A 25,128-nucleotide genomic window follows, 5' to 3' on the forward strand; every position below is an offset into this window, starting at 1 on the left:
TGACAGAGGTAACGAATGACTATTTTGAGCTGTAACGTAATTTCTGTAGAAACTATCACTGAGACCGTTTATCGGGTGAGGATTGTCCCTGAAACCGAATTCACTTTTCGCGCTGGCCAATATCTAATGGTTGTTATGGACGAGCAAGATAAACGTCCCTTCTCTGTTGCCTCAACGCCGATGGAAAAAGATATTATTGAATTACACATCGGGGCTTCGGACATGAATCTTTACGCTATGGCAGTGATGGATAAAATTCGTCAGCAGAAAACGATTCAAGTGGATATGCCCCATGGTAATGCTTGGTTACGTGAAGGTGGTGAACGGCCTATCATCCTGATTGCGGGGGGAACGGGATTCTCTTATGCCCGCTCAATCTTATTAACCGCCTTAGCGGAAAATCCACAGCGGGAGATTGAACTCTATTGGGGAGGGCGTGAGCCTCAGCACCTTTATGATTTAACGGAGCTTGAAGCCCTAGCCGTCCGTCATCCTTCGCTTAAGATTATCCCGGTGGTTGAACAGCCTGACGCGCAGTGGCAAGGACGTACAGGAACCGTTCTCCCTGCGGTACTTAATGATCACGTCTCGCTTGCTGCACATGACATTTATATTGCAGGTCGCTTCGAAATGGCCAAAATTGCCCGCGAGCGTTTTTGTACCGAAGCAGGTGCGCAAGCTGAAAATATTTATGGGGATGCTTTCGCTTTCTTATAAGCCACTTTTATCCCTGTAGACTTCTTTGTTCAAGACCGATCAACTCATCGTTATCGGTCTTTTTTATTGGTTAGCTAGCCTTAATATCATGAATACCCTTTACCTCTTGTCGCTAAGGACCCAGTGCGCATTCTAGTAAAAAGCTGTGCTACCATATGCGCTGATTTTGAACCCTTTGGAGAAGGCAGAATGAATTCGTTACCCGCACTCTACCGTGCTCATCTTGAAAGTTTGATCGCTCACGCACGCATTATTCTGGCGCGGTCACAGCGCGATGCACTATTAATTCATTCTGGAGAACTGATCACTGCTTTCCAAGATGATCATGCTTACCCCTTTAAAGTGAATCCCTTGTTCAAAGCCTGGTTGCCGATCACTGAAACCGCTAATTGTTGGTTATGGATTGATGGTAAGACGCGGCCAACACTCTATTTCTATTCTCCAACAGACTATTGGCACAAAGTCGATCCATTGCCTGACACTTACTGGAGCCAAGAATTTACGATTGTGGCAGTAAAGCAGGCCAATGATATTGCGAGGTTATTACCGGCTGATCGCAGTAATGTTGCTTACCTTGGTTCGGCGACGCATCGCGCAACTGAGCTTGGTATTCCTGCCTCGCAGCATAACCCGCAACCGATCATTGACTATCTTCATTATTATCGCAGTTTTAAAACTGATTATGAGCTGTATTGCATGCGTGAAGCACAGCAAACTGCGGTTAAAGGACATCTGGCTGCACGTGAAAGTTTCTTCTCTGGCGCGAGCGAATTTGAAATCAATAATGTCTATCTTGCGGCGACAGGACAACGTGATACCAATGTGCCTTATGGAAACATTGTGGCGATCAATGAACATGCTTCTGTCTTACACTACACGCATCTCGATCATCAGCGACCAACATCACCCCGCAGTTTTCTCTTAGATGCGGGGAGTGAGTTCAACGGTTATGCAGCGGATTTAACGCGCTCCTATGCAGCATCGCCAACAACCTTATATGCCGAGCTTGTGTCTGCAGTGAATCAACATGAACTGGCACTCATTGATACGTTAAAAGTGGGGCAGCGTTACAGCGATTATCACTTGCAAATGAATCAGCGTATTGCCTCTATTCTCTGCGAAGCCGGTATTATGAAAGGTCTGAGCGAAGAAATTCTAGTGAGTGAAAATATCACTTCTACCTTTATGCCGCATGGCATAGGTCACTCACTCGGATTACAAGTTCACGATGTGGCCGGTTTTATGCAAGACGATCAAGGGACTCATCTTGCCGCCCCAGCGGAATACCCATGGTTACGTTGTACACGTGTGATCGAACCCCGTATGGTATTAACGATTGAACCTGGTCTGTATTTTATTGAGTCACTGCTCGCACCTTGGCGTAACAGTGCTTACAGTCGACACTTCAATTGGAATGTAATAGATGAATTGAAAGGCTATGGCGGGATCCGTATTGAAGATAATGTGATTATGTGGCCTGAGCGAGTCGAAAATATGACGCGTGATTTACAGCTACCTTAATGCAAAGCTATCCGATTCCTGTTCAGGCAGAAACAATAGTAGAAGAGACGATAAAGAAAAGTCGTTTCATCACCTACATTGTGCACACCGTTGGCGTAGACGCAGCAAAAAGTGTTGTTCAAATGATCAAAGAACATCACCCTGCGGCTCGCCATCATTGCTGGGCCTTTGTTGCAGGAGCCCCTAATGACTCGCAACAATTGGGCTTCTCGGATGATGGCGAGCCTTCGGGCACAGCAGGTAAACCAATGTTAGCGCAATTAATGGGGAGTGGACTGGGTGAAGTTACCGCCGTCGTGGTGCGCTACTACGGTGGAATCATGCTCGGAACGGGGGGATTAGTGAAAGCCTATGGCGGCGGGGTACAGCAAGCTCTTCAGCAAGTTGAGCGACACATTAAAATTCCCAAGAAAGTCTACCGGCTACAGTGCCAGTATAGCCAGTTAACAGAGATCGAACGTATTGTGCAGCGTTACCAAGGTGAACTACGCGATACACATTTCACCGAACACGTCACAGTTAATATTGCCCTGCCAGAAGCCCTTCTAGCAGAGTGTAATGAGGCACTGAGTCAATTTAGTCGTGGTGAATTACACTTACAGCAGCAATAAATAATCCTGAATCAGGTCGAATAGGACAGGCAGCATGCAATTCCGAGCCCTTACCCGTATTGTAGGTCTTTTAATTATTATCTTCTCTGGCACCATGATGTTGCCGGGGCTAGTGGCGTTGATCTACCGAGATGGGGCGGGGAGGGCGTTTAGCCAAACCTTTCTCACCGCGTTAGTGCTTGGCTCTCTACTTTGGTGGCCCAACCGTAAGCATCGCCGTGAACTCAAACCCCGCGAAGGTTTTTTTATTGTAGTACTATTTTGGATAGTACTGGGTAGCGTAGGGGCCTTACCCTTTATGTTCGCTGAACGACCGCATCTTTCAGTCACTGATGCCTTTTTTGAATCGTTTTCAGGCCTGACTACCACTGGTGCGACAACCCTTATCGGTCTAGATACCTTACCCAAGGCAATTCTCTTTTATCGGCAAATGTTGCAGTGGTTAGGCGGGATGGGGATTATCGTTTTAGCCGTAGCAATCTTACCGATATTAGGGGTAGGGGGCATGCAGCTTTACCGTGCAGAGATGCCGGGTCCTTTGAAAGATAATAAGATGCGCCCGAGGATTGCAGAAACAGCTAAAACGTTATGGTTAATTTATGTTTTACTCACTATAGCCTGCGCACTAGCCTTATGGTTCGCCGGGATGCCTTTATTTGATGCGATTGGCCATAGCTTCTCGACGATTTCCATCGGCGGCTTTTCAACACATGACTCAAGTGTCGGTTATTTCAATAGCCCATTAATCAACAGTATTATTGCAATTTTCCTATTAATCTCTGGCTGTAATTATGGCCTCCATTTTTCCCTGCTTTCTGGAAGAAGCCTTAAAGTCTATTGGCGTGACCCTGAGTTTCGCGTCTTTATTGGTGTACAGTTGAGTTTAGTTGTGGTGGCTACCCTAATTTTAATGACGCATAACGTCTATCACGGATTTTGGGCCACCCTTGATCAAGCCTTTTTTCAAGTCGTCTCGATGGCAACGACAGCTGGATTCACTACGGATAGTATCGCGCACTGGCCATTGTTCTTGCCTGTATTACTATTATGTACCGCGTTTATCGGCGGATGTGCCGGTTCGACAGGGGGTGGGCTTAAGGTTATCCGTATCCTTTTACTCTTCAAACAAGGTAACCGTGAGTTAAAGCGTTTAGTGCATCCTAACGCCGTCTACACTATCAAACTGGGGGATCGCCCTTTACCTGAGCGAATTATTGAAGCGGTATGGGGATTCTTCTCGGCTTATGCTTTGGTCTTTTTAGTGAGCATGATGGCGATCATCGCAACGGGCGTGGATAACTTTTCAGCATTTGCCGCGGTCGCTGCTACGCTCAATAACTTGGGTCCAGGTCTTGGCGTGGTAGCAGATAACTTTGCATCGATGAATGACACTGCGAAGTGGATACTTATTTCAACTATGCTTTTTGGGCGTTTAGAAGTTTTTACGCTATTAGTTCTTTTCACGCCAACCTTCTGGCGTCAATAAGGTGTATCAATGAAAACTCTTCTTCTTTATTCCACACGTGATGGCCAAACGCATAAAATTGCGCAAGCTATTCAACTGGATATGGTCCCGCAACAGGTCGATCTTTATGATTTAACGGCATTACCTAATATTGATTGGTCGCTATACGATAAAGTGATCATTGGTGCATCGATTCGCTACGGGCGCTTTGCGCCACAGCTGGCAGAATTTGTCGACGCTCACCTCGAGGAATTAGGGCAGCGCTATAGTGCGTTCTATTCGGTAAACCTTACGGCGCGTAAACCTGACAAGTCGTCCCCACAGACGAATGTCTACACACATAAGTTTTTGAGCGGGTCGGCCTGGGTACCTGATGAGGTCGCGGTTTTTGCTGGCGCATTACGTTATCCCCGTTATCGATGGTTCGATCGCTTTATGATCGGATTAATTATGAAGATGACCGGGGGAGAAACCGATAAGACTAAAGAAGTTGAATACACGCAGTGGGAGAAAGTTCGAGAATTTGCCCTAAAAATTGCTGAGAAAAAGAGCAAATCGGTGGCAAATTGAGTGGTTAGGTTAGAAAAGAAACGAACGAGAAATTTTTTTAAATAATCCCTTGCGCTCTGAGCGGAACTCCCTATAATGCGCATCCACTGACACGGCAAAGCGAGATACGCAGCGCGGTGACAGGGACTGAAGCGATTCGGTCCAGGAGAAAAAATCAAAATAATGATTGACTCCTGAGGTGAAGCGAGTAATATACGCCACCTCGCGACAACGAGTTAAAACGTTGATTCGCAATGCTCTTTAACAATTTATCAGACAATCTGTGTGGGCACTCGCAGGATTGATATCACAAAAAAACTTTGTAGTATCAAGTCTTGAAGAGTGACACTGAAAATTCATTTACGAATAACAGAATAATTTCTTTGAGCATCAAACTTTAAATTGAAGAGTTTGATCATGGCTCAGATTGAACGCTGGCGGCAGGCCTAACACATGCAAGTCGAACGGTAACAGAGAGTAGCTTGCTACTTTGCTGACGAGTGGCGGACGGGTGAGTAATGTCTGGGGATCTGCCTGATGGAGGGGGATAACTACTGGAAACGGTAGCTAATACCGCATAATGTCGCAAGACCAAAGCGGGGGACTTTCGGGCCTCGCACCATCGGATGAACCCAGATGGGATTAGCTAGTAGGTAGGGTAATGGCTTACCTAGGCGACGATCCCTAGCTGGTCTGAGAGGATGACCAGCCACACTGGAACTGAGACACGGTCCAGACTCCTACGGGAGGCAGCAGTGGGGAATATTGCACAATGGGCGCAAGCCTGATGCAGCCATGCCGCGTGTATGAAGAAGGCCTTCGGGTTGTAAAGTACTTTCAGTCAGGAGGAAGGGTGTGAAACTAATACTTTCATGCATTGACGTTACTGACAGAAGAAGCACCGGCTAACTCCGTGCCAGCAGCCGCGGTAATACGGAGGGTGCAAGCGTTAATCGGAATTACTGGGCGTAAAGCGCACGCAGGCGGTTTGTTAAGTCAGATGTGAAATCCCCGGGCTCAACCTGGGAACTGCATTTGAAACTGGCAAGCTTGAGTCTTGTAGAGGGGGGTAGAATTCCAGGTGTAGCGGTGAAATGCGTAGAGATCTGGAGGAATACCGGTGGCGAAGGCGGCCCCCTGGACAAAGACTGACGCTCAGGTGCGAAAGCGTGGGGAGCAAACAGGATTAGATACCCTGGTAGTCCACGCCGTAAACGATGTCGACTTGGAGGCTGTTCCCTTGAGGAGTGGCTTCCGGAGCTAACGCGTTAAGTCGACCGCCTGGGGAGTACGGCCGCAAGGTTAAAACTCAAATGAATTGACGGGGGCCCGCACAAGCGGTGGAGCATGTGGTTTAATTCGATGCAACGCGAAGAACCTTACCTACTCTTGACATCCAGAGAATTTAGCAGAGATGCTTTAGTGCCTTCGGGAACTCTGAGACAGGTGCTGCATGGCTGTCGTCAGCTCGTGTTGTGAAATGTTGGGTTAAGTCCCGCAACGAGCGCAACCCTTATCCTTTGTTGCCAGCACGTAATGGTGGGAACTCAAAGGAGACTGCCGGTGATAAACCGGAGGAAGGTGGGGATGACGTCAAGTCATCATGGCCCTTACGAGTAGGGCTACACACGTGCTACAATGGCGCATACAAAGAGAAGCGACCTCGCGAGAGCAAGCGGACCTCATAAAGTGCGTCGTAGTCCGGATTGGAGTCTGCAACTCGACTCCATGAAGTCGGAATCGCTAGTAATCGTAAATCAGAATGTTACGGTGAATACGTTCCCGGGCCTTGTACACACCGCCCGTCACACCATGGGAGTGGGTTGCAAAAGAAGTAGATAGCTTAACCTTCGGGAGGGCGTTTACCACTTTGTGATTCATGACTGGGGTGAAGTCGTAACAAGGTAACCGTAGGGGAACCTGCGGTTGGATCACCTCCTTACCTGTAAGATACATTGCTGCGAAGTGCTCACACAGATTGTCTGATAAAAATGTAAAGAAGCAAGGCGTCTTGCGAAGCAGACTTATGTCCCCTTCGTCTAGAGGCCCAGGACACCGCCCTTTCACGGCGGTAACAGGGGTTCGAATCCCCTAGGGGACGCCACTTGCTGGTCTGTGAGTGAAAGTCGCCGACACTATTATCTTAAAGCTGACTTACGAGTCGTCTTTAAGATATTGCTCTTTAAAAATCTGGAAACAAGCTGATAAATTGAAAACACTGAATAATGAATAATTATTCGGAGTCTCTCAAAGACTTTTACAGTCTACAACGTCTAAGACGTCTGTGGGTTGTGAGGTTAAGCGAATAAGCGTACACGGTGGATGCCCTGGCAGTCAGAGGCGATGAAGGACGTGCTAATCTGCGAAAAGCGTCGGTAAGGTGATATGAACCGTTATAGCCGACGATATCCGAATGGGGAAACCCAGTGTGTTTCGACACACTATCGTTAACTGAATACATAGGTTAACGAGGCGAACCGAGGGAACTGAAACATCTAAGTACCTCGAGGAAAAGAAATCAACCGAGATTCCCCTAGTAGCGGCGAGCGAACGGGGAGGAGCCCAGAGTCTGCATCAGTCAGTGTGTTAATGGAACGGTCTGGAAAGTCCGGCGATACAGGGTGATAGCCCCGTACATGAAAATGCACTGATTGTGAGCTCGAAGAGTAGGGCGGGACACGTGGTATCCTGTCTGAATATGGGGGGACCATCCTCCAAGGCTAAATACTCCTGACTGACCGATAGTGAACCAGTACCGTGAGGGAAAGGCGAAAAGAACCCCGGCGAGGGGAGTGAAATAGAACCTGAAACCGTGTACGTACAAGCAGTGGGAGCACGCCTTGAGCGTGTGACTGCGTACCTTTTGTATAATGGGTCAGCGACTTATATTTTGTAGCAAGGTTAACCGAATAGGGGAGCCGCAGGGAAACCGAGTCTTAACTGGGCGTTAAGTTGCAAGGTATAGACCCGAAACCCGGTGATCTAGCCATGGGCAGGTTGAAGGTTGGGTAACACTAACTGGAGGACCGAACCGACTAATGTTGAAAAATTAGCGGATGACTTGTGGCTGGGGGTGAAAGGCCAATCAAACCGGGAGATAGCTGGTTCTCCCCGAAAGCTATTTAGGTAGCGCCTCGTGAACTCATCTTCGGGGGTAGAGCACTGTTTCGGCTAGGGGGCCATCCCGGCTTACCAACCCGATGCAAACTACGAATACCGAAGAATGTTATCACGGGAGACACACGGCGGGTGCTAACGTCCGTCGTGAAGAGGGAAACAACCCAGACCGCCAGCTAAGGTCCCAAAGTCATAGTTAAGTGGGAAACGATGTGGGAAGGCCCAGACAGCCAGGATGTTGGCTTAGAAGCAGCCATCATTTAAAGAAAGCGTAATAGCTCACTGGTCGAGTCGGCCTGCGCGGAAGATGTAACGGGGCTAAACTATGCACCGAAGCTGCGGCAGCGACACTATGTGTTGTTGGGTAGGGGAGCGTTCTGTAAGCCGTTGAAGGTGAACTGTGAGGTTTGCTGGAGGTATCAGAAGTGCGAATGCTGACATAAGTAACGATAAAGCGGGTGAAAAACCCGCTCGCCGGAAGATCAAGGGTTCCTGTCCAACGTTAATCGGGGCAGGGTGAGTCGACCCCTAAGGCGAGGCTGAAAAGCGTAGTCGATGGGAAACAGGTTAATATTCCTGTACTTGGTGTTACTGCGAAGGGGGGACGGAGAAGGCTAGGTTATCCGGGCGACGGTTGTCCCGGTTTAAGCGAGTAGGCTGATAGTTTTGGTAAATCCGGACTATCTTAAGGCTGAGACGTGATGACGAGGTTCTACGGAACTGAAGTAATTGATGCCATGCTTCCAGGAAAAGCCTCTAAGCTCTAGGTAACATTGAATCGTACCCCAAACCGACACAGGTGATCAGGTAGAGAATACCAAGGCGCTTGAGAGAACTCGGGTGAAGGAACTAGGCAAAATGGTGCCGTAACTTCGGGAGAAGGCACGCTGGCGCGTAGGTGAAGGGACTTGCTCCTGGAGCTGAAGCCAGTCGAAGATACCAGCTGGCTGCAACTGTTTATTAAAAACACAGCACTGTGCAAACACGAAAGTGGACGTATACGGTGTGACGCCTGCCCGGTGCTGGAAGGTTAATTGATGGGGTTATCCGTAAGGAGAAGCTCTTGATCGAAGCCCCAGTAAACGGCGGCCGTAACTATAACGGTCCTAAGGTAGCGAAATTCCTTGTCGGGTAAGTTCCGACCTGCACGAATGGCGTAATGATGGCCAGGCTGTCTCCACCCGAGACTCAGTGAAATTGAAATCGCTGTGAAGATGCAGTGTACCCGCGGCAAGACGGAAAGACCCCGTGAACCTTTACTATAGCTTGACACTGAACATTGAGCCTTGATGTGTAGGATAGGTGGGAGGCTTTGAAGTGTGGACGCCAGTCTGCATGGAGCCAACCTTGAAATACCACCCTTTAATGTTTGATGTTCTAACGTAGACCCGTGATCCGGGTTGCGGACAGTGTCTGGTGGGTAGTTTGACTGGGGCGGTCTCCTCCCAAAGAGTAACGGAGGAGCACGAAGGTTAGCTAATCACGGTCGGACATCGTGAGGTTAGTGCAAAGGCATAAGCTAGCTTGACTGCGAGAGTGACAGTTCGAGCAGGTGCGAAAGCAGGTCTTAGTGATCCGGTGGTTCTGAATGGAAGGGCCATCGCTCAACGGATAAAAGGTACTCCGGGGATAACAGGCTGATACCGCCCAAGAGTTCATATCGACGGCGGTGTTTGGCACCTCGATGTCGGCTCATCACATCCTGGGGCTGAAGTAGGTCCCAAGGGTACGGCTGTTCGCCGTTTAAAGTGGTACGCGAGCTGGGTTTAGAACGTCGTGAGACAGTTCGGTCCCTATCTGCCGTGGGCGTTGGAGAATTGAGGGGGGTTGCTCCTAGTACGAGAGGACCGGAGTGAACGCACCACTGGTGTTCGGGTTGTCATGCCAATGGCATTGCCCGGTAGCTAAGTGCGGAAAAGATAAGTGCTGAAAGCATCTAAGCACGAAACTTGCCCCAAGATGAGTTCTCCCTGACTCCTTGAGAGTCCTGAAGGGACGTTGAAGACTACGACGTTGATAGGCTGGGTGTGTAAGTGCAGCGATGCATTGAGCTAACCAGTACTAATGACCCGTGAGGCTTAACCTTACAACGCCAGAGGCGTTTTGGATTGAGAGATTTATCAGCGCGTTGACAGATTTTAAGAAACGAATTTGTAGAAACGATGGATTTTTATCGTAATCAAGGCGACAACCGAGCGATAAGAAGGAGCATACACCGGTATGTGACTGACTAGCGCGAGGGAAGTTAACGCCGAGTACGTTAAAAAGACACGTTTTTAGCACCAAGAATTTGCCTGGCGGCACTAGCGCGGTGGTCCCACCTGACCCCATGCCGAACTCAGAAGTGAAACGCCGTAGCGCCGATGGTAGTGTGGGGTCTCCCCATGCGAGAGTAGGGAACTGCCAGGCATCCAATTTTGTGTGCTGATATGGCTCAGTTGGTAGAGCGCACCCTTGGTAAGGGTGAGGTCCCCAGTTCGACTCTGGGTATCAGCACCAGATACAAATAGCATGAGTTCGGAAAAATACAGAATTTTCCTGGCGGCACTAGCGCGGTGGTCCCACCTGACCCCATGCCGAACTCAGAAGTGAAACGCCGTAGCGCCGATGGTAGTGTGGGGTCTCCCCATGCGAGAGTAGGGAACTGCCAGGATCCTTTTAAAAAAGGCCACCTTTACAGGTGGCCTTTTTGCTTTTCAATTTTTGTTCAAAGTTAAGCTGAAATTATTTCACCTACCTCTTACATAACTCGACAGACTATTTCGACCACGTTATATTGGCTATCTGGACGTCTAAATAGAGTTTGAGGAATTAAGGTTATGCCGATTAAAGTACCTGATGAGCTTCCTGCAGTGAATTTTTTGCGTAATGAAAACGTGTTTGTTATGACGGATACACGTGCGCATCTCCAAAATATTCGCCCATTGAAGGTACTAATCCTAAACTTGATGCCGAAAAAAATTGAAACTGAAAATCAGTTTTTACGCTTACTCTCTAACTCACCTTTGCAACTGGATATCCAGCTGCTGCGTATTGATAATAGAGAATCTCGTAATACTCCTGCCGAACACCTTAATACCTTTTATCGTAACTTCGAAGATATTAAAGATGAGAATTATGATGGTCTCATCGTGACAGGCGCTCCATTGGGGTTAGTCGATTTTGACGATGTCGCCTATTGGCCGCAGATCAGTGAAGTATTAACTTGGGCAAAAAAGCATGTCACCTCAACACTTTGTGTCTGTTGGGCGGTACAAGCTGCATTAAATATTCTTTATGGCGTTCCTAAACAAACATTAGAAGAGAAGATATCTGGGGTTTACGAGCATCTGAATTTAGAGCCACATGCGTTACTCACCCGCGGTTTCGATGAAACCTTCCTGGCCCCACATTCCCGCTATGCCGCCTTCCCAGTCGAGATGATTGAAAAATATACTGATTTAGATATCTTGGCTAGCTCTGAGCAAGCAGGAGCTTATCTCATGGCCTCTCGAGATAAAAGATTAGTATTAGTAACGGGGCATCCAGAGTACGACGCACACACCCTGGCGGCAGAATTTAATCGTGATACCGAAGCGGGATTATCTCCGATATTGCCTGATAACTATTTCCCAGATAATAATCCGACGAATAAGCCCAAAGCGACTTGGCGAAGTCATGGCCACTTACTCTTCGCAAATTGGCTCAATTACTACGTCTATCAAATTACGCCATTCGACTTACGAGAGATGAATCCCACTTTGGAATAACAGTGTGAGGCACGCCATTCTCAAGGTTGTTTGATCATAATTTTCGTCTACGCTTTTACGCATAATAGGAAAGAGAAAGCGGGGCGAAATGCTTATATTACTTAATCTATTGGCGGCGATAGCCCTATTAGTGTGGGGCACTCAGATCGTACGTTCGGGAATAATGCGCGTATTCGGCACGGACTTGCGACGGGTGCTTAGCCGAAGTGTCGAAAAAAAACCTATCGCTTTTTTCGCAGGAATTGGGGTGACGGCTCTGGTGCAGAGCAGTAATGCGACCACATTATTAGTGACCTCTTTCGTCGCTCAGAATTTAATGACCTTAACCCCCGCGTTAACAGTAATCTTGGGCGCCGATGTCGGTACCGCGCTGATGGCGCGTGTATTAACTTACGACCTTTCTTGGCTATCACCATTATTTATCTTTATCGGTGTTATGTTGTTCATTAGCCGTAAACAGACTCGAGTGGGGCAGATTGGCCATACACTCATCGGTCTTGGCCTAATCCTCTTAGCGTTACAATTAATTGTCGAAGCTTCTCGTCCCATTACCCATGCTGCAGGCGTTCAGGTCTTATTCTCATCGCTGACCGGTGACATATTATTGGATGCACTGGTTGGGGCATTCTTTGCGATGGTCAGTTACTCAAGCCTAGCGGCAGTCCTCATTACCGCGACGCTTACTGCGACAGATGTTATTGCGTTAAAAGTTGCGCTTTGCTTGGTGGTTGGTGCAAATATTGGTAGTGGGATTCTAGCGCTGCTAAATAGCGGCAAATCCAGCGTGGAAAGCAAACAAGTTGCGTTGGGTAGCTTGCTCTTTAAACTTATGGGTGCGGTAGTCGTATTACCTTTTATCGGTATATTTGCTCATCAACTTGATAGATTAACTGTCTCAAGCGCCGACTTAGTCATCTTATTCCATGTATTTTATAATCTTGTACGATGCCTACTATTACTCCCCCTCACCGAGAAAATGGCGCACTTATGTGAACGTTGGATCCCGGCGAACAATAGCGAACCTGAAAAATTTACCACGAGATACTTAGAGCGTGCGGCGCTGGATACGCCCTCTTTAGCACTGGTTAATGCAGCGAGAGAAACCCTGCGCATGGGGGATATCATTGAAAAGATGATGATAAGCCTTAAGCGAGCCTTTCAAGGGCAACAAGGCGAAGAGAAGGTCGTTACCCGTTACGATGACCAAGTAGATGCCTTATACACAGGTATCAAACTCTATCTAGCACAGATCCCGAGAGAGGAGCTTCAAGAGCTAGAGTCGGAACGGTGGGCGGAAATCTTCAATACCGCCGTCAATTTGGAACAAGCAGGAGATATTCTTGAGACAATGACGGTAGATATTGCAGCGAAATCTTTGGCTAAGCAAAAGCCTTTTTCCACGGAAGGGCTAGAAGAGCTAAAGACCTTGTATGACAATCTATTGGAAAATCTCCAGCTAAGCCTCTCTGTCTTCATCGCTCGTGATGTGGATGCGGCACGGCGGTTGCGTCGTGCTAAACATCGTTTTCGTCGGTTAACGCAACGCTATTCGTTAACCCATGTTGAGCGATTGTCGCTACAAAATAAACAGAGCCTAGAGACGAGCTCTCTGCATTTAGGATTATTGGGAGAGATGAAAAGATTAAATTCGCTGTTTTGCTCAGTAGCTTATGGCGTGCTTGACCAGCGAGAATCAGAAGAGGAATAAAAAAAGGCTCGACAATAAAGGTTGCCGAGCCAGAAGAAGCTAAGAGGTTTTCTTACCAGACCAATAACCGGATAATAATGACCCGGAAATATTGTGCCAAACGGAGAAAAGCGCTCCGGGTAAGGCTGCTAACGGAGAGAAATAGAGCTTACCCAACGTTGCGGCGAGTCCTGAGTTTTGCATTCCCACTTCAAGAGCGAGCGTACGACAGACAGACTCATCAAAGCCGAACAGCTTTCCGCCCCAATAGCCTGCCATTAGACCTATCGCATTGTGTAGTATCACGGCGATTATTACGGTTAACCCTACACTGCTAATGTAACTCTGACTTCCTGCGACCACTGCAGAAATGATAAGTAAAATGGCGATCATTGAGAGAGTGGGGAGATAAGGTTCGACGTTGGTCACCCATTTTTTGCAACTATGATGCACAATCAGGCCCAGACTGATAGGGATCAGCACGATCTTAACAATACTCCATAACATAGCGGCAATATCGACCTGAATATGAGTATCGACATAGAATCGCGTCAATAATGGCGTGGCTACTACGCCGACTAACGCCGAAACAGAGGAGATTGTCACGGACAAGGCGACGTCTCCTTTGGCCAAATAAATCATCACATTCGACGCCGTACCGCTGGCGACACTCCCCACTAATATCATTCCTGCCGCAAGATCTGCAGGCATATGCATAACTTTAGCTAGTCCATACGCGGCTGCAGGCATAACGAGATAATGGAGAAAGGTTCCTGCCAAAACGGGGGCGGGCCGGTTTAATATTCGACGAAAATCGTCAAAACTTAACGTCACCCCCATTCCAAACATAATCAGCATCAGTAGCTCACTGACCCAAGGACCTATGGCCGTAAAGCTTGACGGGCGCCAGTAGGCGACCGCCGAGAGTGCGACTGCCCACAATGGAAACAACCGTGTCACCATGGCTAACATCACTGATATTCCTTATTCAAAAAGATGACGGTGCAGTGTTTGGACTGCAGCTTCCGCATCTTTACTCGGTAGCAAGAAGCAAAGATTATGTTCGCTTGCACCATAACAGATTAAACGCAGATTAAAGTCGGATAAAACGCCAAAGACCTCTTTTCCGACTCCCGGAGATTGCGAGAGCTGATTACCTATCAGCGCAACTAACGATAAATCTTCTTCCACTTCTACGCGGCATAGGGCCGATAACTCAGTAAGTAATGCTTGCGTAAGCAATCCACGAGCTTGGCCACTGGTATCGGTAGTATCTAAAGTCAGTGCGATACTCACTTCGGAAGTCGTAATTAAATCGACCGAAATATGGTGGCGAGCCAGGACTGCGAAAACTTCCGCTAAGAATCCACGAGCGTGCAGCATCTTCAAACTGTGTAAGGTTAAAAGCGTTTGGCGGCGACGTAATGTTAAAGCTCTAAATAGAGGTTTCTGATTCGTTTCGGGGTAAACAAAAGTCCCGCCATCGTTCGGAGCTTTGCTCGAGCCAACGAATACTGGGATATTGTTACGTACGGCAGGCAGAAGCGTAGCGGGATGAAGAACTTTTGCGCCAAAGGTCGCCATTTCAGCGGCTTCTTCGAACGAGATCTCGGCAATACGCTTAGCGGTAGGCACGACTCGCGGATCAGTTGAAAAAATACCGGTTACATCGGTCCAAATATCAATACGACTTGCGTGTAGCGCTTCACCGAGTAATGCCGCAGTGTAATCACTCCCTCCGCGCCCCAATGTTGTGGTACGACCTTTTTCTTCACTACCGATAAAACCCTGAGTAATAACAAGATTATTGTTAAGGAGTGGGGCTAAGTATTGAGTGGCCAGCTCACCGACGCACTTAAGATCGGGTTCTGCACTGCCAAAACGATCATTGGTACGCATCACTTTACGGACATCAAACCATTGCACGGCGACGTCTCGCTCACGAATAAGTTCGGTGAACAACAGTGTCGACATCAGCTCACCATGGCTGACGAGTTCATCGGTAAGTGCTAAAGATGTTGCAAGTGAGGCAGCTTCGGATAATGTGGTAATACTTTCGAGGATGCGATCAATTTCGTCGCGGACAACATCGGCGCTACGCAGATTATCGACAATCGCATACTGAATACGGCGAACCTCATCGAGTAGAAAAGCGCGGCGAGTCGTCTCTTGGCCTGAGGCTAGCTCTACCAAAATATTGGTGATACCGGCAGATGCAGAGAGAGCAACGAGTTTTACTTCTGGATGACTGAGTACGATATCGGCACTGCGGGACATTGCTTCGAAATCAGCAACACTAGTGCCACCGAATTTTGCCACAACGAATGTGGATTGGGACATGCTTAACACCCTCGATTCTAAAAAATAAATAAACATGACATTTTAGGTGAGGGGGTGAAGACACAGTCTAACTGCTCTCTACTCAGAAGCCCCCCACCTAACGTCATTTACATCAATTGATGTATTGGTGACAACTCAAGGGATTCAGCCCCTGTAGCCGACGAGCAAACATTCCGTATGTTTACTGTCTCGGCGTCACTCCCCCTGATATGTCGTCACGGAATACGGATTCTCTGACATACTGCCTGGGTGACGCGCCTCTTCTGATGCAACGAAAGAACGCCGCTAAGTACAAATATCGTTTAATCCCGATGCTGTCAACGCTAAATCGTCTATCGCAGTAATTAATTAGTAAAGTTTCAGTATGAGTCAGTGACTCGTTATCCTGTCTATAACCAAATAGCATCTCCTAGCAAATCTCTTGAAGTCGGACGTTCTAGAGTAAGAGGTAATCAGGAAGCATCCGAGTGGTAAGGCTATGGTTATCTCACTCATTTTCGTTCAAGATGGGAACGGTTGCACTGGAGTATTAAATTTCAACCCAAACATTGACGCGTGACTGGTTAACAGTACGTAGAGTGTGTTTAAGTCGACAGTTTATTAACTAACTAAGAGTGTTGTTATGAAAAATATTAACCCTACACAAACAGCAGCATGGAAAGCCTTAGAACAGCATTTTCAAACGATTAACGAAACCGATATCGCTTCACTATTTGCTCAAGATGCACAACGTTTTACTCATTTTTCGACAACCTTCGAAGATAAAATACTCGTCGACTACTCCAAAAACCGCATCACCCAGGAAACACTAGATAAGTTATTGGCCTTAGCTAAAGAGTGCGATTTATCTGGCGCAATCAAATCAATGTTTGCGGGTGAGAAAATCAACCGCACCGAAGACCGTGCTGTGCTACATATTGCTCTGCGTAACCGTAGTAATACGCCAATTTTGGTAGACGGCAAAGACGTCATGCCGGAAGTGAACGCGGTATTAGAAAAGATGAAACACTTTTCAGCGCGTATCATCAGTGGCGAATGGAAAGGGTATTCCGGTAAAGCCATCACCGACGTCGTTAATATCGGTATCGGCGGATCTGATTTAGGTCCTTATATGGTCACCGAAGCGTTAAAACCTTACAAAAACCACCTATCAATGCATTTTGTCTCGAATGTGGATGGAACGCACATTGCTGAAACGCTAAAACCCCTTAATCCAGAAACGACGCTTTTCCTCGTTGCCTCAAAAACCTTCACCACACAAGAAACCATGACTAACGCCCACAGTGCGCGTGATTGGTTCTTGGCGAAAGCGGGTGACGAGCAGCACGTTGCCAAACACTTTGCCGCGCTCTCCACCAATAGTTCAGCGGTCAGTGAGTTCGGGATTGATACCGATAATATGTTCGAATTTTGGGATTGGGTCGGAGGACGCTATTCGCTCTGGTCTGCAATTGGTCTGTCCATCGCGCTCTCGATTGGTTTTGAACATTTCGAGCAGTTATTATCTGGCGCCCACGCGATGGATAATTACTTCGCCCAAACACCGGCTGAGAAGAACTTGCCGGTGACGCTGGCATTAATTGGCCTGTGGTATAACAACTTCTTTGGTGCCGAAACCGAAGCTATCCTACCTTATGATCAGTATCTTCACCGTTTTGCCGCTTACTTCCAACAAGGTAATATGGAATCGAACGGTAAATATGTTGATCGCGAAGGCAATCCAGTGGACTACCAAACAGGTCCAATCATTTGGGGAGAGCCGGGCACTAATGGTCAACATGCTTTCTATCAGTTGATTCACCAAGGGACTAAAATGATCCCTTGCGACTTTATAGCCCCTGCTGTGACGCATAATCCACTTAGCGACCATCATGATAAGCTGCTTTCTAACTTCTTTGCACAAACCGAAGCGCTTGCTTTTGGGAAATCGAAAGAGGCGGTCGAGAAAGAGTTTGCTGAAGCAGGTAAATCCGCGCAAGAAGTCGCACATATCGTCCCATTCAAAGTGTTTGAAGGTAACCGTCCGACTAACTCTATTCTACTTAAAGAGATCACGCCTTATAGCCTCGGTGCGCTGATTGCGATGTATGAGCATAAAATCTTTACTCAAGGCGCAATACTGAATATCTTCACCTTTGATCAGTGGGGGGTTGAGTTAGGAAAACAACTTGCGAATCGTATCCTGCCGGAATTAAAAGTCGACGATAACATTGAGTCGCATGATAGCTCCACAAATGGACTGATCAACCAATATAAATCTTGGCGTTAAGCTAAGCGAATGTAGTAGTAAAAGCGGCGATGATGCCGCTTTTTTTATTTTTTTAAGAAAAAGCGGAATTTATTGAGATATCTGTCACATTAAAGCATTATTATTTTAGCTCTCCTATAATAAAAAATGAGTAAAAATAATGAATGATCAAATTGTTACACCAAAAACACCACGAGCTATTGCCAATCTTTTACAGTGGATATTGAACATCGGTCTAATCGTTTTAGCCGCCATTTTAGCGGTGTTTCTGGGGAAAGAGACCATCAATTTAGTCAGCGTGCTGTTCCATCGAGGCGAGGAACAATCGGCATATCTATTGATTGAAGGGATTGTTATCTACTTCCTCTATTTCGAGTTTATTGCGTTAATCATCAAATATTTCTTATCAGGTTATCACTTTCCCTTACGCTATTTTATTTATATCGGCATCACCGCGATTGTTAGGTTAATCATCGTTGACCATAAAAACCCAATAGATACGCTGATCTATTCAGCCGCCATTCTCGTTTTAGTCGTGACACTTTGGTTAGCAAATAGCCGCCGACTAAAAAGAGAGTAGTGAGATGACCTTGCGAGTTTGCAGAACATAAATAAATACTCTGTTATGATTAGCGACATTTCCTAGTAAAATTTGGCAGCGTTCCATGCAAAACCTCTCAGTGCAGCAGTTACTGACCCATCAATTCTGTGCACTCAATGAAACTGAATGTTCCAGCGATATTTATTCGTGGCTGGTGGATGAAGCTTCTATGACGGCACGATTGGAAGCGTATTGTCAGAAACTCGAGGTTAATATCGTTAAAGAGGGATTTATTCCTGATAGTGAGCTTACGCCTGAAGAACATGGCCTAGTCGTTGAGCATTCTAAAGCTGAGCGATTTTGGTTACGAGAAGTACAACTTGTTGCGGATGGAGAACCTTGGCTCGCAGGTAGAACGGTGATACCTGAAAGTACTTTACAAGGCCCTGAGGCTTCGTTGATGTTCTTGGGGACTCGGCCGCTTGGTCACTATCTATTTACCTCGTCATCCTTAGATCGGGACTTTTTAACGCCAGGAAGGTTATGTGGATTATGGGCGAGACGTTCCTTGTTACGCCTTGCAGGAAAACCACTTTTACTAACGGAAATATTTTTACCCGCTTCACCACTTTATCCGCCATTGGCCAAAGGATCTTTACCGTGCATTCAGGAACCTCATTAAAAATAAACGCTTACCTACAGTTAATGCGGTTAGATAAGCCCATTGGTACCTTACTTTTACTTTGGCCAACGTTTTGGGCCTTATGGCTATCAGGGATGTCTTTCCCGCCATTGCCTGTGCTCGTCGTATTCACCTTAGGCGTTATTTTCATGCGTGCAGCGGGATGTGTAGTAAATGACTATGCCGATCGAAATATTGATGGCCATGTGGAAAGAACGAAGAACCGTCCTCTGGCCAGTGGTCGAGTTACGGCTAAGCAGGCAAAAGGTTTATTTATTTTCTTAGTCCTGTGCTCATTTCTACTTGTGCTCACCATGAATCGTATGACGATCCTGCTTTCTGTCGGCGGTGTGGTCTTAGCGTCGATTTATCCTTTTATGAAACGCTATACCCATCTGCCACAAGTGGTTTTGGGCGCGGCTTTTGGTTGGGCAATTCCAATGTCTTGGGCAGCGGTAACCGAAACGTTACCCAGCGTATGTTGGTTACTGTTTTTTGCCAATATTTGCTGGACCGTCGCTTACGATACGCAATATGCGATGGTTGACCGTAATGATGATCTTAAAATAGGGGTGAAATCGACGGCTATTCTCTTTGGGAAGCATGACCGAACAATTATTGGGATACTCCAAGTGGGTACTTTACTTTTGCTGGCCATAGTGGGGCGTTCTCTTCACCTAAATAGCTTCTACTACGGTGGTTTAGTCATCGCCGGGATACTTTTCGTTTGGCAGCAAAAGCTTATCTATCGTCGGGAGCGTGGCGCCTGTTTCCAAGCGTTCTTGAATAATAATTATGTTGGATTGGTGATTTTTGCAGGGATTATTTTGAATACTCTGCCCTTTATTAATTTGATGTAGAGCGATGAGTAATAAAAAGGCGACCTATAGGTCGCCTTTTTTGATTGCTTTCTACTGACTTTCAGGGAGAAGATTATCTGAATTTTCAATCGTCTGCCTAACATCTCGATTCATTAAATCAAGAAGTAGATTGCGCATCACAATAGACTTATCAACATCTGCATCATCACGGTCGCTGATATAACCCTCATCACGTAGCGTGAGAACTAAGCCGGTAAATACTGCTTTATCGAAAAATTCTGGCGCATTGATACCATGTAAAACGGATAAGCGCTGAGCAAGTGTCCGACTCTCTTTTTCCAAAGTACCACGGTTAATACTCGGTTTCGCACTGAGGATCGTGAAGGTGATGGCATAACGTTGTAGCGTTTCACGCACACCCGCTGCAAGAAGCTGTAAAGTACGATATCTCTGGGTTGAGGTCGCGGCAATCACCCCTTCTGACTCGGTAATCAATGATTGGCGACACAATTCAGCCAGTAAGCGCTGAATCTCTGGTTCAAGCTGCTCATCACTCCAGTGCAAGAAAAGCTCGCGCTTAAGCATTGGATAAATCAGTCTCACTTGCTGCAGTAACTCAACATAGGTCAATGACTTATGTTGTAAAATAATGCTAGCTAATAACGAAGGTAGGACAAGTAGGTGATGAATATTATTGCGATAATAAGTCATCAACACTGCTTGCTCACGAGGTAGAACAATGATTTCGCCTAAAGTATCTTGCTCAATCGAAAATTTATTCATTTCCAGAGCGTGATCAAGAAGCTGTTGGGGAGTCATTTCTGGTAATGTCGACTCTGGTGAGTACGGAACATTCCTTAACAACTCACTGTAGCAACTAAGTTGATCGAGTAACTGCTCACGCGTTAGTGAGCGCTGACGAGAAGCTAATAACGCGGTAACGCAGAGGTTCATCGCATTTGCCGCTCCAGCGTTATTAATACGAGTCATGACCTGTTCCGCAATATCGTTTACGGCAGGGGTCAGCCACGTTGGACGCTGTACTTCAATCGGGTCAATATCATCACGCCAGTTTGGAACATGCTGATTAAGATAGGCGTTAAGCGGTAAAGGTTCACCGAAGTTAACAAAGCCTTCGCCAAGATTACGCAGTTTTCTTAACCCGCGAATCATCTGTACAAAGCCTTCCTTTTCTTTCGCTGCGCCGCGTAATTCTTTGGCATAAGTCGCGACTTCCATCACATGCTCATAGCCAATATAAATAGGTACTAAGGTGATAGGGCGATTGGTACCCCGTAGCATTGCTTGTAAGGTCATGGTCAACGTACCCGTCTTAGGGTCTAACAGACGACCTGTTCGCGAACGCCCACCTTCAACAAAATATTCTACGGAGTAGCCGCGGCTGAATAATTCTCCGAGATATTCACGGAAAACCGTAGAATAGAGTTTGTTACCCTTAAAGGTTCGGCGAATGAAGAATGCGCCCAAGTGACGGAAAATAGGGCCAGCTGGCCAGAAGTTTAGGTTAATACCGGCCGCAATATGAGGGGGCACAAGTCCTTGGTGATAAAGCACATAGGATAATAAGAGATAATCCATATGACTACGATGGCAAGGGACATAGACCAGCTCATGGCCATCCTGTGCCAATTGGCGAATGCGTTCTCCGCCATTGACGGTAATCCCTTTATATAATCGGCTCCATAACCAGCTCATTACACGGTCAGTAATACGGATCGCTTCATAGGTGAAATCGGCCGCAATCTCTTCCATCATTTCAACGGCGTTCTTCTGAGCTTCATCCAGTGAGATTTTTTTAGACCGTGCTTCGTCTTCGACGGCTTTTGCGATAGCAGGCGATTGTAGAAGCTTAGTAAACAGCTGTTGGCGAGCGGGTAAACTTGGACCCACGGCAGCCAGTCGTTGACGGGCGAAATGGATGTGGGCAACGCGCGCTAATTTTTGCGCAATCGACTTATCGGTGCCGTGCTCGTCAGCCATCTGGCGCATCGAGACTTTAGCGGAGAAGCGTACAAAGCTATCACGACCCAACCACAACACGGCAAAAAGCTTTTGTAATCCATTCAGTTCACGTAAGGATGGGCCAGGTTCGCCATTAATTTCACGGGCAGGCGCTCGGCCAAACATCACGGAAACGGGGACCAGCTGTACGTCTAATAGAGGGTTATTTTTGTGAAGATCCAAATAGTCATGGAAAATTTTAACCGACTCTTGATTAGGCGTAAAAGAAGGGAAAACTCGGGGGCCATCATGCATAAAAACATAGCGTGGTAAGAGTACGCCATCTATCTCGACAGGATGTAAGGGATCGGGCAGATCATGTTTTAAGCACTGCGTCCGTAAGGCGAGTAAATCCGTTTTGGAATCGTACGGGAAAACGTACATAATAGGACGCGTCGAATCGAGACCCAGCTCAATGACTGGATCACCAGGAATTACCCGACTTTTAACGATAAAAGAGAGGGGTAAGTTTAGTAATTTATAAAGTAATTCACGCCAACCTGACATAGTTGAATTCATAGCCTCTTAAATGAGCAAAGCGCTGCCATGATAACAGAAAGCTTCGCGAAGATCTGTCCACTAAAAATGTAATATCGGGCTCTATCACAGCTCTAGAAGGAGAATACCGTTAATGACTAACCAAGTTACCGGGCTACGTCGAATTATTAACGCAGCTGGTTATTCATGGAAAGGTTACAAAGCTGCTTGGAAGTATGAGGCTGCTTTTCGACAAGAAGTCGTACTTGGCATTATTGGTACATTTATTGCCTTGTTACTCCCCGTATCGGTGCTTGCCAAGCTGGTTTTGATTGGTTCAATGGTGTTAGTGATTATCGTTGAAATAATAAACAGTGCGATTGAAGCGGTAGTCGACCGGTTTGGTGATGAGTGGCATACACTCTGTGGTCGTGCTAAAGATATGGGATCTGCAGCAGTGTTGCTCGCATTACTTTGGTCATTAGTGGTCTGGATAGCATTACTCGTTGAGAGTTGGCACTATTATTTCCATTAGCCCAGTCCAATTTATCCGTGATGCTGGTTTCTATTTATAAAATACCTGTATATACTCACAGAGACTGTATAAACAACCAGGGGGTCGGATGAAAGCGTTAACAGCAAGGCAACAGCAGGTTTATGACCTGATTCGTGATCACATAAATCAAACTGGTATGCCTCCGACCCGTGCGGAGATTGCTTCGCAACTCGGTTTTCGCTCGCCTAATGCGGCGGAAGAACATTTAAAAGCCCTTGCGCGCAAAGGTGTTATTGAGATTGTCTCAGGGGCTTCACGGGGAATTCGCTTGTTACTGGAAGAGCCAGAAGCTGAAGGCCTCCCCCTGATTGGACGCGTCGCAGCAGGGGAACCGATCCTTGCGCAAGAACATATTGAAAGCCACTACCATGTCGACCCCGCATTATTCAAACCCAATGCGGATTTTTTACTTCGCGTAAGTGGGATGTCGATGAAAGATATCGGCATAATGGATGGTGACCTTCTCGCTGTTCATAAAACACAAGAAGTTCGTAACGGACAAGTTGTTGTCGCGCGTATTGATGATGAAGTGACGGTGAAGCGTTGGAAAAAAGAGGGAAGTACCGTTCATCTTCTCCCTGAAAATAGTGAGTTTAGTCCAATAGTTGTTGATACCCGCCAACAAAGTTTAATGATTGAAGGATTGGCGGTCGGTATTATTCGTAATGGCGAATGGCTATAGGAAAACGTTGATGCTGAAAGGATTTACGGTAACGGATAAAAAGCTCTGGCAACTCGCCGTACCGATGATCCTTTCCAATATTTCGGTCCCTTTACTGGGGCTTGTCGACACCATGGTGATTGGACACTTGAGTAGTGAAGTCTACTTAGCCGGTGTGGCGATTGGCAGCAGTGCGACAAGTTTTGTCTTCATGTTATTTCTGTTTTTAAGAATGGGGACGACAGGAATGACAGCGCAGGCTTGGGGAGAAAAAAATCAGCAGAAATTAGTCCAAGCACTTTTTCAGCCTCTAATCCTCGCCCTGTTTGTTGGATTTATCTTCGCGCTGTTCCGTCAGCCGATTACTGAACTAATTCTAAGTGTAATGGGTCCTCAGCAAGCAACCCATCATCAAGCGAGCTTATTTCTTTCTATTCGTTGGCTTAGCGCTCCGGCCACCTTGGTAAATATGGTGATTCTTGGCTGGTTATTAGGCGTGCAGTATGCAAAAGCACCGCTTATTCTCTTGATTGGGGGGAATGCGGTAAATATTATTTTGGAACTTCTCTTTGTCTTACATTGGCATTATGCGGTGAGTGGTGCCGCCGCGGCGACCGTTATTGCAGAATATGCTAGCCTGCTATTGGGCCTCTATTTAGTCTGGCGGGCAGCACAACAACGCAACCTATCGCTTATTCCCCGAATATCGCAATTAGGTCATGGGCTAGCTCGGCTTTTCCGCTTAAATCGCGATATCTTATTACGATCATTACTCCTACAACTTTGTCTGATCAGCTTTACCATTATTGGCGCGCGATTGGGAACGAATATCGTTGCAGTCAATGCGATATTACTGATGTTTTTGACCTTTACCTCCTATGCACTGGATGGATTTGCGTATGCTGTTGAATCCGTGGCAGGAGAGGCCTTTGGCGAGCGAAATGCCGACGCCTTATCCGCTATTTGGCATTCAGCCTGTAAGCAAGCTATTACCGTAGCATTACTCTTTAGTGGTGTTTATGCGCTCTTCGGCCAAAACATTGTTCAATTGCTTACCTCCATCCCTTCACTGCAGCAAGGTGCTAACCATTATCTGTTCTGGCAGGCAATTTGTCCGCTAGTGGGAGTGGGCTGTTACCTACTCGATGGCTTATTTGTGGGAGCAACGCGTGGTCGAGAAATGCGGAATAGTATGCTGATCGCAGCCATAGGTTTTGCGCTAACGCTATTATCTGTGCCATGGATAGGTAATCATGGTCTTTGGTTAGCACTCATGGTGTTTTTGGCGCTACGTGGGATGACGCTAGGCTATGTATGGCGCCAACACCAGCAGCGAAATAGTTGGTTCGATCTTAGCCGCTAAA

17 protein-coding genes, 2 tRNA genes, 4 rRNA genes and 1 riboswitch are annotated in these 25,128 nt (G+C 46.9%); of the genes, 20 read left to right on the top strand and 3 right to left on the bottom strand.

Annotation, left to right across the window (positions count from 1 at the left end):
- Window positions 1-15 precede the first annotated feature (15 nt).
- The 13 genes from fre to QJR74_RS01610 all read left to right on the top strand — a co-directional run bounded on the left by fre (window position 16) and on the right by QJR74_RS01610 (window position 13,437).
- Window positions 16-717 carry an NAD(P)H-flavin reductase gene (fre, locus tag QJR74_RS01550; protein ID WP_304372879.1) on the top strand — a complete coding sequence of 234 codons (702 nt, stop codon included), beginning with the start codon at window positions 16-18 and terminating at the stop codon, window positions 715-717.
- Between the two features lie 189 nt (window positions 718-906).
- The gene (gene pepQ / locus QJR74_RS01555; RefSeq protein WP_304372880.1) at window positions 907-2,238 is read left to right on the top strand and encodes a Xaa-Pro dipeptidase; all 1,332 of its coding nucleotides are present in this window, start codon (window positions 907-909) and stop codon (window positions 2,236-2,238) included.
- Window positions 2,238-2,849 carry an IMPACT family protein gene (locus QJR74_RS01560; protein WP_304372881.1) on the top strand — a complete coding sequence of 204 codons (612 nt, stop codon included), beginning with the start codon at window positions 2,238-2,240 and terminating at the stop codon, window positions 2,847-2,849. Before pepQ ends, QJR74_RS01560 begins: the two co-directional genes overlap by 1 nt.
- 34 nt (window positions 2,850-2,883) lie before the next feature.
- A complete protein-coding gene (gene trkH / locus QJR74_RS01565; protein WP_304372882.1) occupies window positions 2,884-4,335 on the top strand; it encodes a Trk system potassium transporter TrkH in 1,452 nt (483 codons plus the stop codon).
- A 9-nt stretch (window positions 4,336-4,344) separates the two neighbouring features.
- Window positions 4,345-4,884, top strand: a complete 540-nt coding sequence (hemG, locus tag QJR74_RS01570) for a menaquinone-dependent protoporphyrinogen IX dehydrogenase (RefSeq protein ID WP_304372883.1) — start codon at window positions 4,345-4,347, stop codon at window positions 4,882-4,884.
- A 378-nt stretch (window positions 4,885-5,262) separates the two neighbouring features.
- Window positions 5,263-6,805: ribosomal RNA gene (locus QJR74_RS01575) — 16S ribosomal RNA — on the top strand.
- A gap of 86 nt (window positions 6,806-6,891) precedes the next feature.
- A tRNA-Glu gene (locus QJR74_RS01580) sits at window positions 6,892-6,967 on the top strand.
- Window positions 6,968-7,158: 191 nt separating this feature from the next.
- Window positions 7,159-10,066 (top strand): 23S ribosomal RNA (locus QJR74_RS01585).
- A gap of 207 nt (window positions 10,067-10,273) precedes the next feature.
- Window positions 10,274-10,389 (top strand): 5S ribosomal RNA (gene rrf / locus QJR74_RS01590).
- A gap of 14 nt (window positions 10,390-10,403) precedes the next feature.
- Window positions 10,404-10,479: transfer RNA gene (locus QJR74_RS01595), tRNA-Thr, on the top strand.
- A 38-nt stretch (window positions 10,480-10,517) separates the two neighbouring features.
- A 5S ribosomal RNA gene (gene rrf / locus QJR74_RS01600) occupies window positions 10,518-10,633 on the top strand.
- The 16S, 23S and 5S rRNA genes sit together here with 2 tRNA genes alongside, the layout of an rRNA operon.
- A gap of 166 nt (window positions 10,634-10,799) precedes the next feature.
- Window positions 10,800-11,729: a homoserine O-acetyltransferase MetA gene (gene metA / locus QJR74_RS01605; RefSeq protein ID WP_304372884.1), complete on the top strand. Its 930-nt coding sequence runs from the start codon at window positions 10,800-10,802 to the stop codon at window positions 11,727-11,729.
- An 88-nt stretch (window positions 11,730-11,817) separates the two neighbouring features.
- Complete coding sequence (locus QJR74_RS01610) at window positions 11,818-13,437, top strand: Na/Pi cotransporter family protein (RefSeq protein WP_304372885.1); 1,620 nt, start codon at window positions 11,818-11,820, stop codon at window positions 13,435-13,437.
- Between the two features lie 39 nt (window positions 13,438-13,476).
- Here QJR74_RS01610 and panS read toward each other — a convergent pair whose 3' ends face one another.
- Together panS and lysC are read right to left on the bottom strand one after the other, a co-directional pair.
- Complete coding sequence (gene panS / locus QJR74_RS01615; protein ID WP_304373933.1) at window positions 13,477-14,388, bottom strand: ketopantoate/pantoate/pantothenate transporter PanS; 912 nt, start codon at window positions 14,386-14,388, stop codon at window positions 13,477-13,479.
- A gap of 12 nt (window positions 14,389-14,400) precedes the next feature.
- On the bottom strand, window positions 14,401-15,756 hold the full coding sequence (gene lysC / locus QJR74_RS01620; RefSeq protein WP_304372886.1) for a lysine-sensitive aspartokinase 3: 1,356 nt from the start codon (window positions 15,754-15,756) through the stop codon (window positions 14,401-14,403).
- A 78-nt stretch (window positions 15,757-15,834) separates the two neighbouring features.
- A riboswitch (Lysine riboswitch) is annotated at window positions 15,835-16,027 on the bottom strand.
- Window positions 16,028-16,378: 351 nt separating this feature from the next.
- Between lysC and pgi the strand changes: the two genes are divergently transcribed.
- From pgi to ubiA, 4 genes are all read left to right on the top strand, one after another.
- Window positions 16,379-18,025: a glucose-6-phosphate isomerase gene (pgi, locus tag QJR74_RS01625; RefSeq protein ID WP_304372887.1), complete on the top strand. Its 1,647-nt coding sequence runs from the start codon at window positions 16,379-16,381 to the stop codon at window positions 18,023-18,025.
- A 139-nt stretch (window positions 18,026-18,164) separates the two neighbouring features.
- Window positions 18,165-18,584: a phosphate-starvation-inducible protein PsiE gene (psiE, locus tag QJR74_RS01630; protein ID WP_304372888.1), complete on the top strand. Its 420-nt coding sequence runs from the start codon at window positions 18,165-18,167 to the stop codon at window positions 18,582-18,584.
- An 85-nt stretch (window positions 18,585-18,669) separates the two neighbouring features.
- Window positions 18,670-19,227: a chorismate lyase gene (gene ubiC / locus QJR74_RS01635; RefSeq protein ID WP_304372889.1), complete on the top strand. Its 558-nt coding sequence runs from the start codon at window positions 18,670-18,672 to the stop codon at window positions 19,225-19,227.
- A 23-nt stretch (window positions 19,228-19,250) separates the two neighbouring features.
- Window positions 19,251-20,087, top strand: coding sequence for a 4-hydroxybenzoate octaprenyltransferase (ubiA, locus tag QJR74_RS01640; protein ID WP_304373934.1), 837 nt, complete (start codon window positions 19,251-19,253; stop codon window positions 20,085-20,087).
- Window positions 20,088-20,138: 51 nt separating this feature from the next.
- On the opposite strand, the gene plsB is transcribed toward ubiA, so the two are convergent.
- Window positions 20,139-22,577 carry a glycerol-3-phosphate 1-O-acyltransferase PlsB gene (gene plsB, locus QJR74_RS01645; protein WP_304372890.1) on the bottom strand — a complete coding sequence of 813 codons (2,439 nt, stop codon included), beginning with the start codon at window positions 22,575-22,577 and terminating at the stop codon, window positions 20,139-20,141.
- A gap of 124 nt (window positions 22,578-22,701) precedes the next feature.
- Between plsB and QJR74_RS01650 the strand changes: the two genes are divergently transcribed.
- From QJR74_RS01650 to dinF, 3 genes are all read left to right on the top strand, one after another.
- Window positions 22,702-23,082 carry a diacylglycerol kinase gene (locus QJR74_RS01650; protein ID WP_304372891.1) on the top strand — a complete coding sequence of 127 codons (381 nt, stop codon included), beginning with the start codon at window positions 22,702-22,704 and terminating at the stop codon, window positions 23,080-23,082.
- An 88-nt stretch (window positions 23,083-23,170) separates the two neighbouring features.
- Window positions 23,171-23,785 (top strand): transcriptional repressor LexA, encoded by a 615-nt coding sequence (lexA, locus tag QJR74_RS01655; protein ID WP_304372892.1) that lies wholly within the window; start codon window positions 23,171-23,173, stop codon window positions 23,783-23,785.
- A 10-nt stretch (window positions 23,786-23,795) separates the two neighbouring features.
- Entirely contained in the window at window positions 23,796-25,127 is a 1,332-nt protein-coding gene (gene dinF / locus QJR74_RS01660) for an MATE family efflux transporter DinF (RefSeq protein ID WP_441007622.1), read from the top strand.
- The last annotated feature ends 1 nt before the right edge of the window (window position 25,128 follow it).

Source organism: Tatumella ptyseos, from assembly GCF_030552895.1.
GTDB classification, from domain to species: domain Bacteria; phylum Pseudomonadota; class Gammaproteobacteria; order Enterobacterales; family Enterobacteriaceae; genus Rosenbergiella; species Rosenbergiella ptyseos_A.

Coding starts and splice junctions, on each gene's coding strand:
- hemG (WP_304372883.1), top strand. CDS start 4,345: ATGAAAACTCTTCTTCTTTATTCCACACGTGATGGCCAAACGCATAAA.
- pgi (WP_304372887.1), top strand. CDS start 16,379: ATGAAAAATATTAACCCTACACAAACAGCAGCATGGAAAGCCTTAGAA.
- pepQ (WP_304372880.1), top strand. CDS start 907: ATGAATTCGTTACCCGCACTCTACCGTGCTCATCTTGAAAGTTTGATC.
- dinF (WP_441007622.1), top strand. CDS start 23,796: ATGCTGAAAGGATTTACGGTAACGGATAAAAAGCTCTGGCAACTCGCC.
- metA (WP_304372884.1), top strand. CDS start 10,800: ATGCCGATTAAAGTACCTGATGAGCTTCCTGCAGTGAATTTTTTGCGT.
- plsB (WP_304372890.1), bottom strand. CDS start 22,577: ATGTCAGGTTGGCGTGAATTACTTTATAAATTACTAAACTTACCCCTC.
- panS (WP_304373933.1), bottom strand. CDS start 14,388: ATGTTAGCCATGGTGACACGGTTGTTTCCATTGTGGGCAGTCGCACTC.
- lexA (WP_304372892.1), top strand. CDS start 23,171: ATGAAAGCGTTAACAGCAAGGCAACAGCAGGTTTATGACCTGATTCGT.
- psiE (WP_304372888.1), top strand. CDS start 18,165: ATGAATGATCAAATTGTTACACCAAAAACACCACGAGCTATTGCCAAT.
- trkH (WP_304372882.1), top strand. CDS start 2,884: ATGCAATTCCGAGCCCTTACCCGTATTGTAGGTCTTTTAATTATTATC.
- fre (WP_304372879.1), top strand. CDS start 16: ATGACTATTTTGAGCTGTAACGTAATTTCTGTAGAAACTATCACTGAG.
- QJR74_RS01560 (WP_304372881.1), top strand. CDS start 2,238: ATGCAAAGCTATCCGATTCCTGTTCAGGCAGAAACAATAGTAGAAGAG.
- ubiC (WP_304372889.1), top strand. CDS start 18,670: ATGCAAAACCTCTCAGTGCAGCAGTTACTGACCCATCAATTCTGTGCA.
- lysC (WP_304372886.1), bottom strand. CDS start 15,756: ATGTCCCAATCCACATTCGTTGTGGCAAAATTCGGTGGCACTAGTGTT.
- QJR74_RS01650 (WP_304372891.1), top strand. CDS start 22,702: ATGACTAACCAAGTTACCGGGCTACGTCGAATTATTAACGCAGCTGGT.
- ubiA (WP_304373934.1), top strand. CDS start 19,251: ATGCGGTTAGATAAGCCCATTGGTACCTTACTTTTACTTTGGCCAACG.
- QJR74_RS01610 (WP_304372885.1), top strand. CDS start 11,818: ATGCTTATATTACTTAATCTATTGGCGGCGATAGCCCTATTAGTGTGG.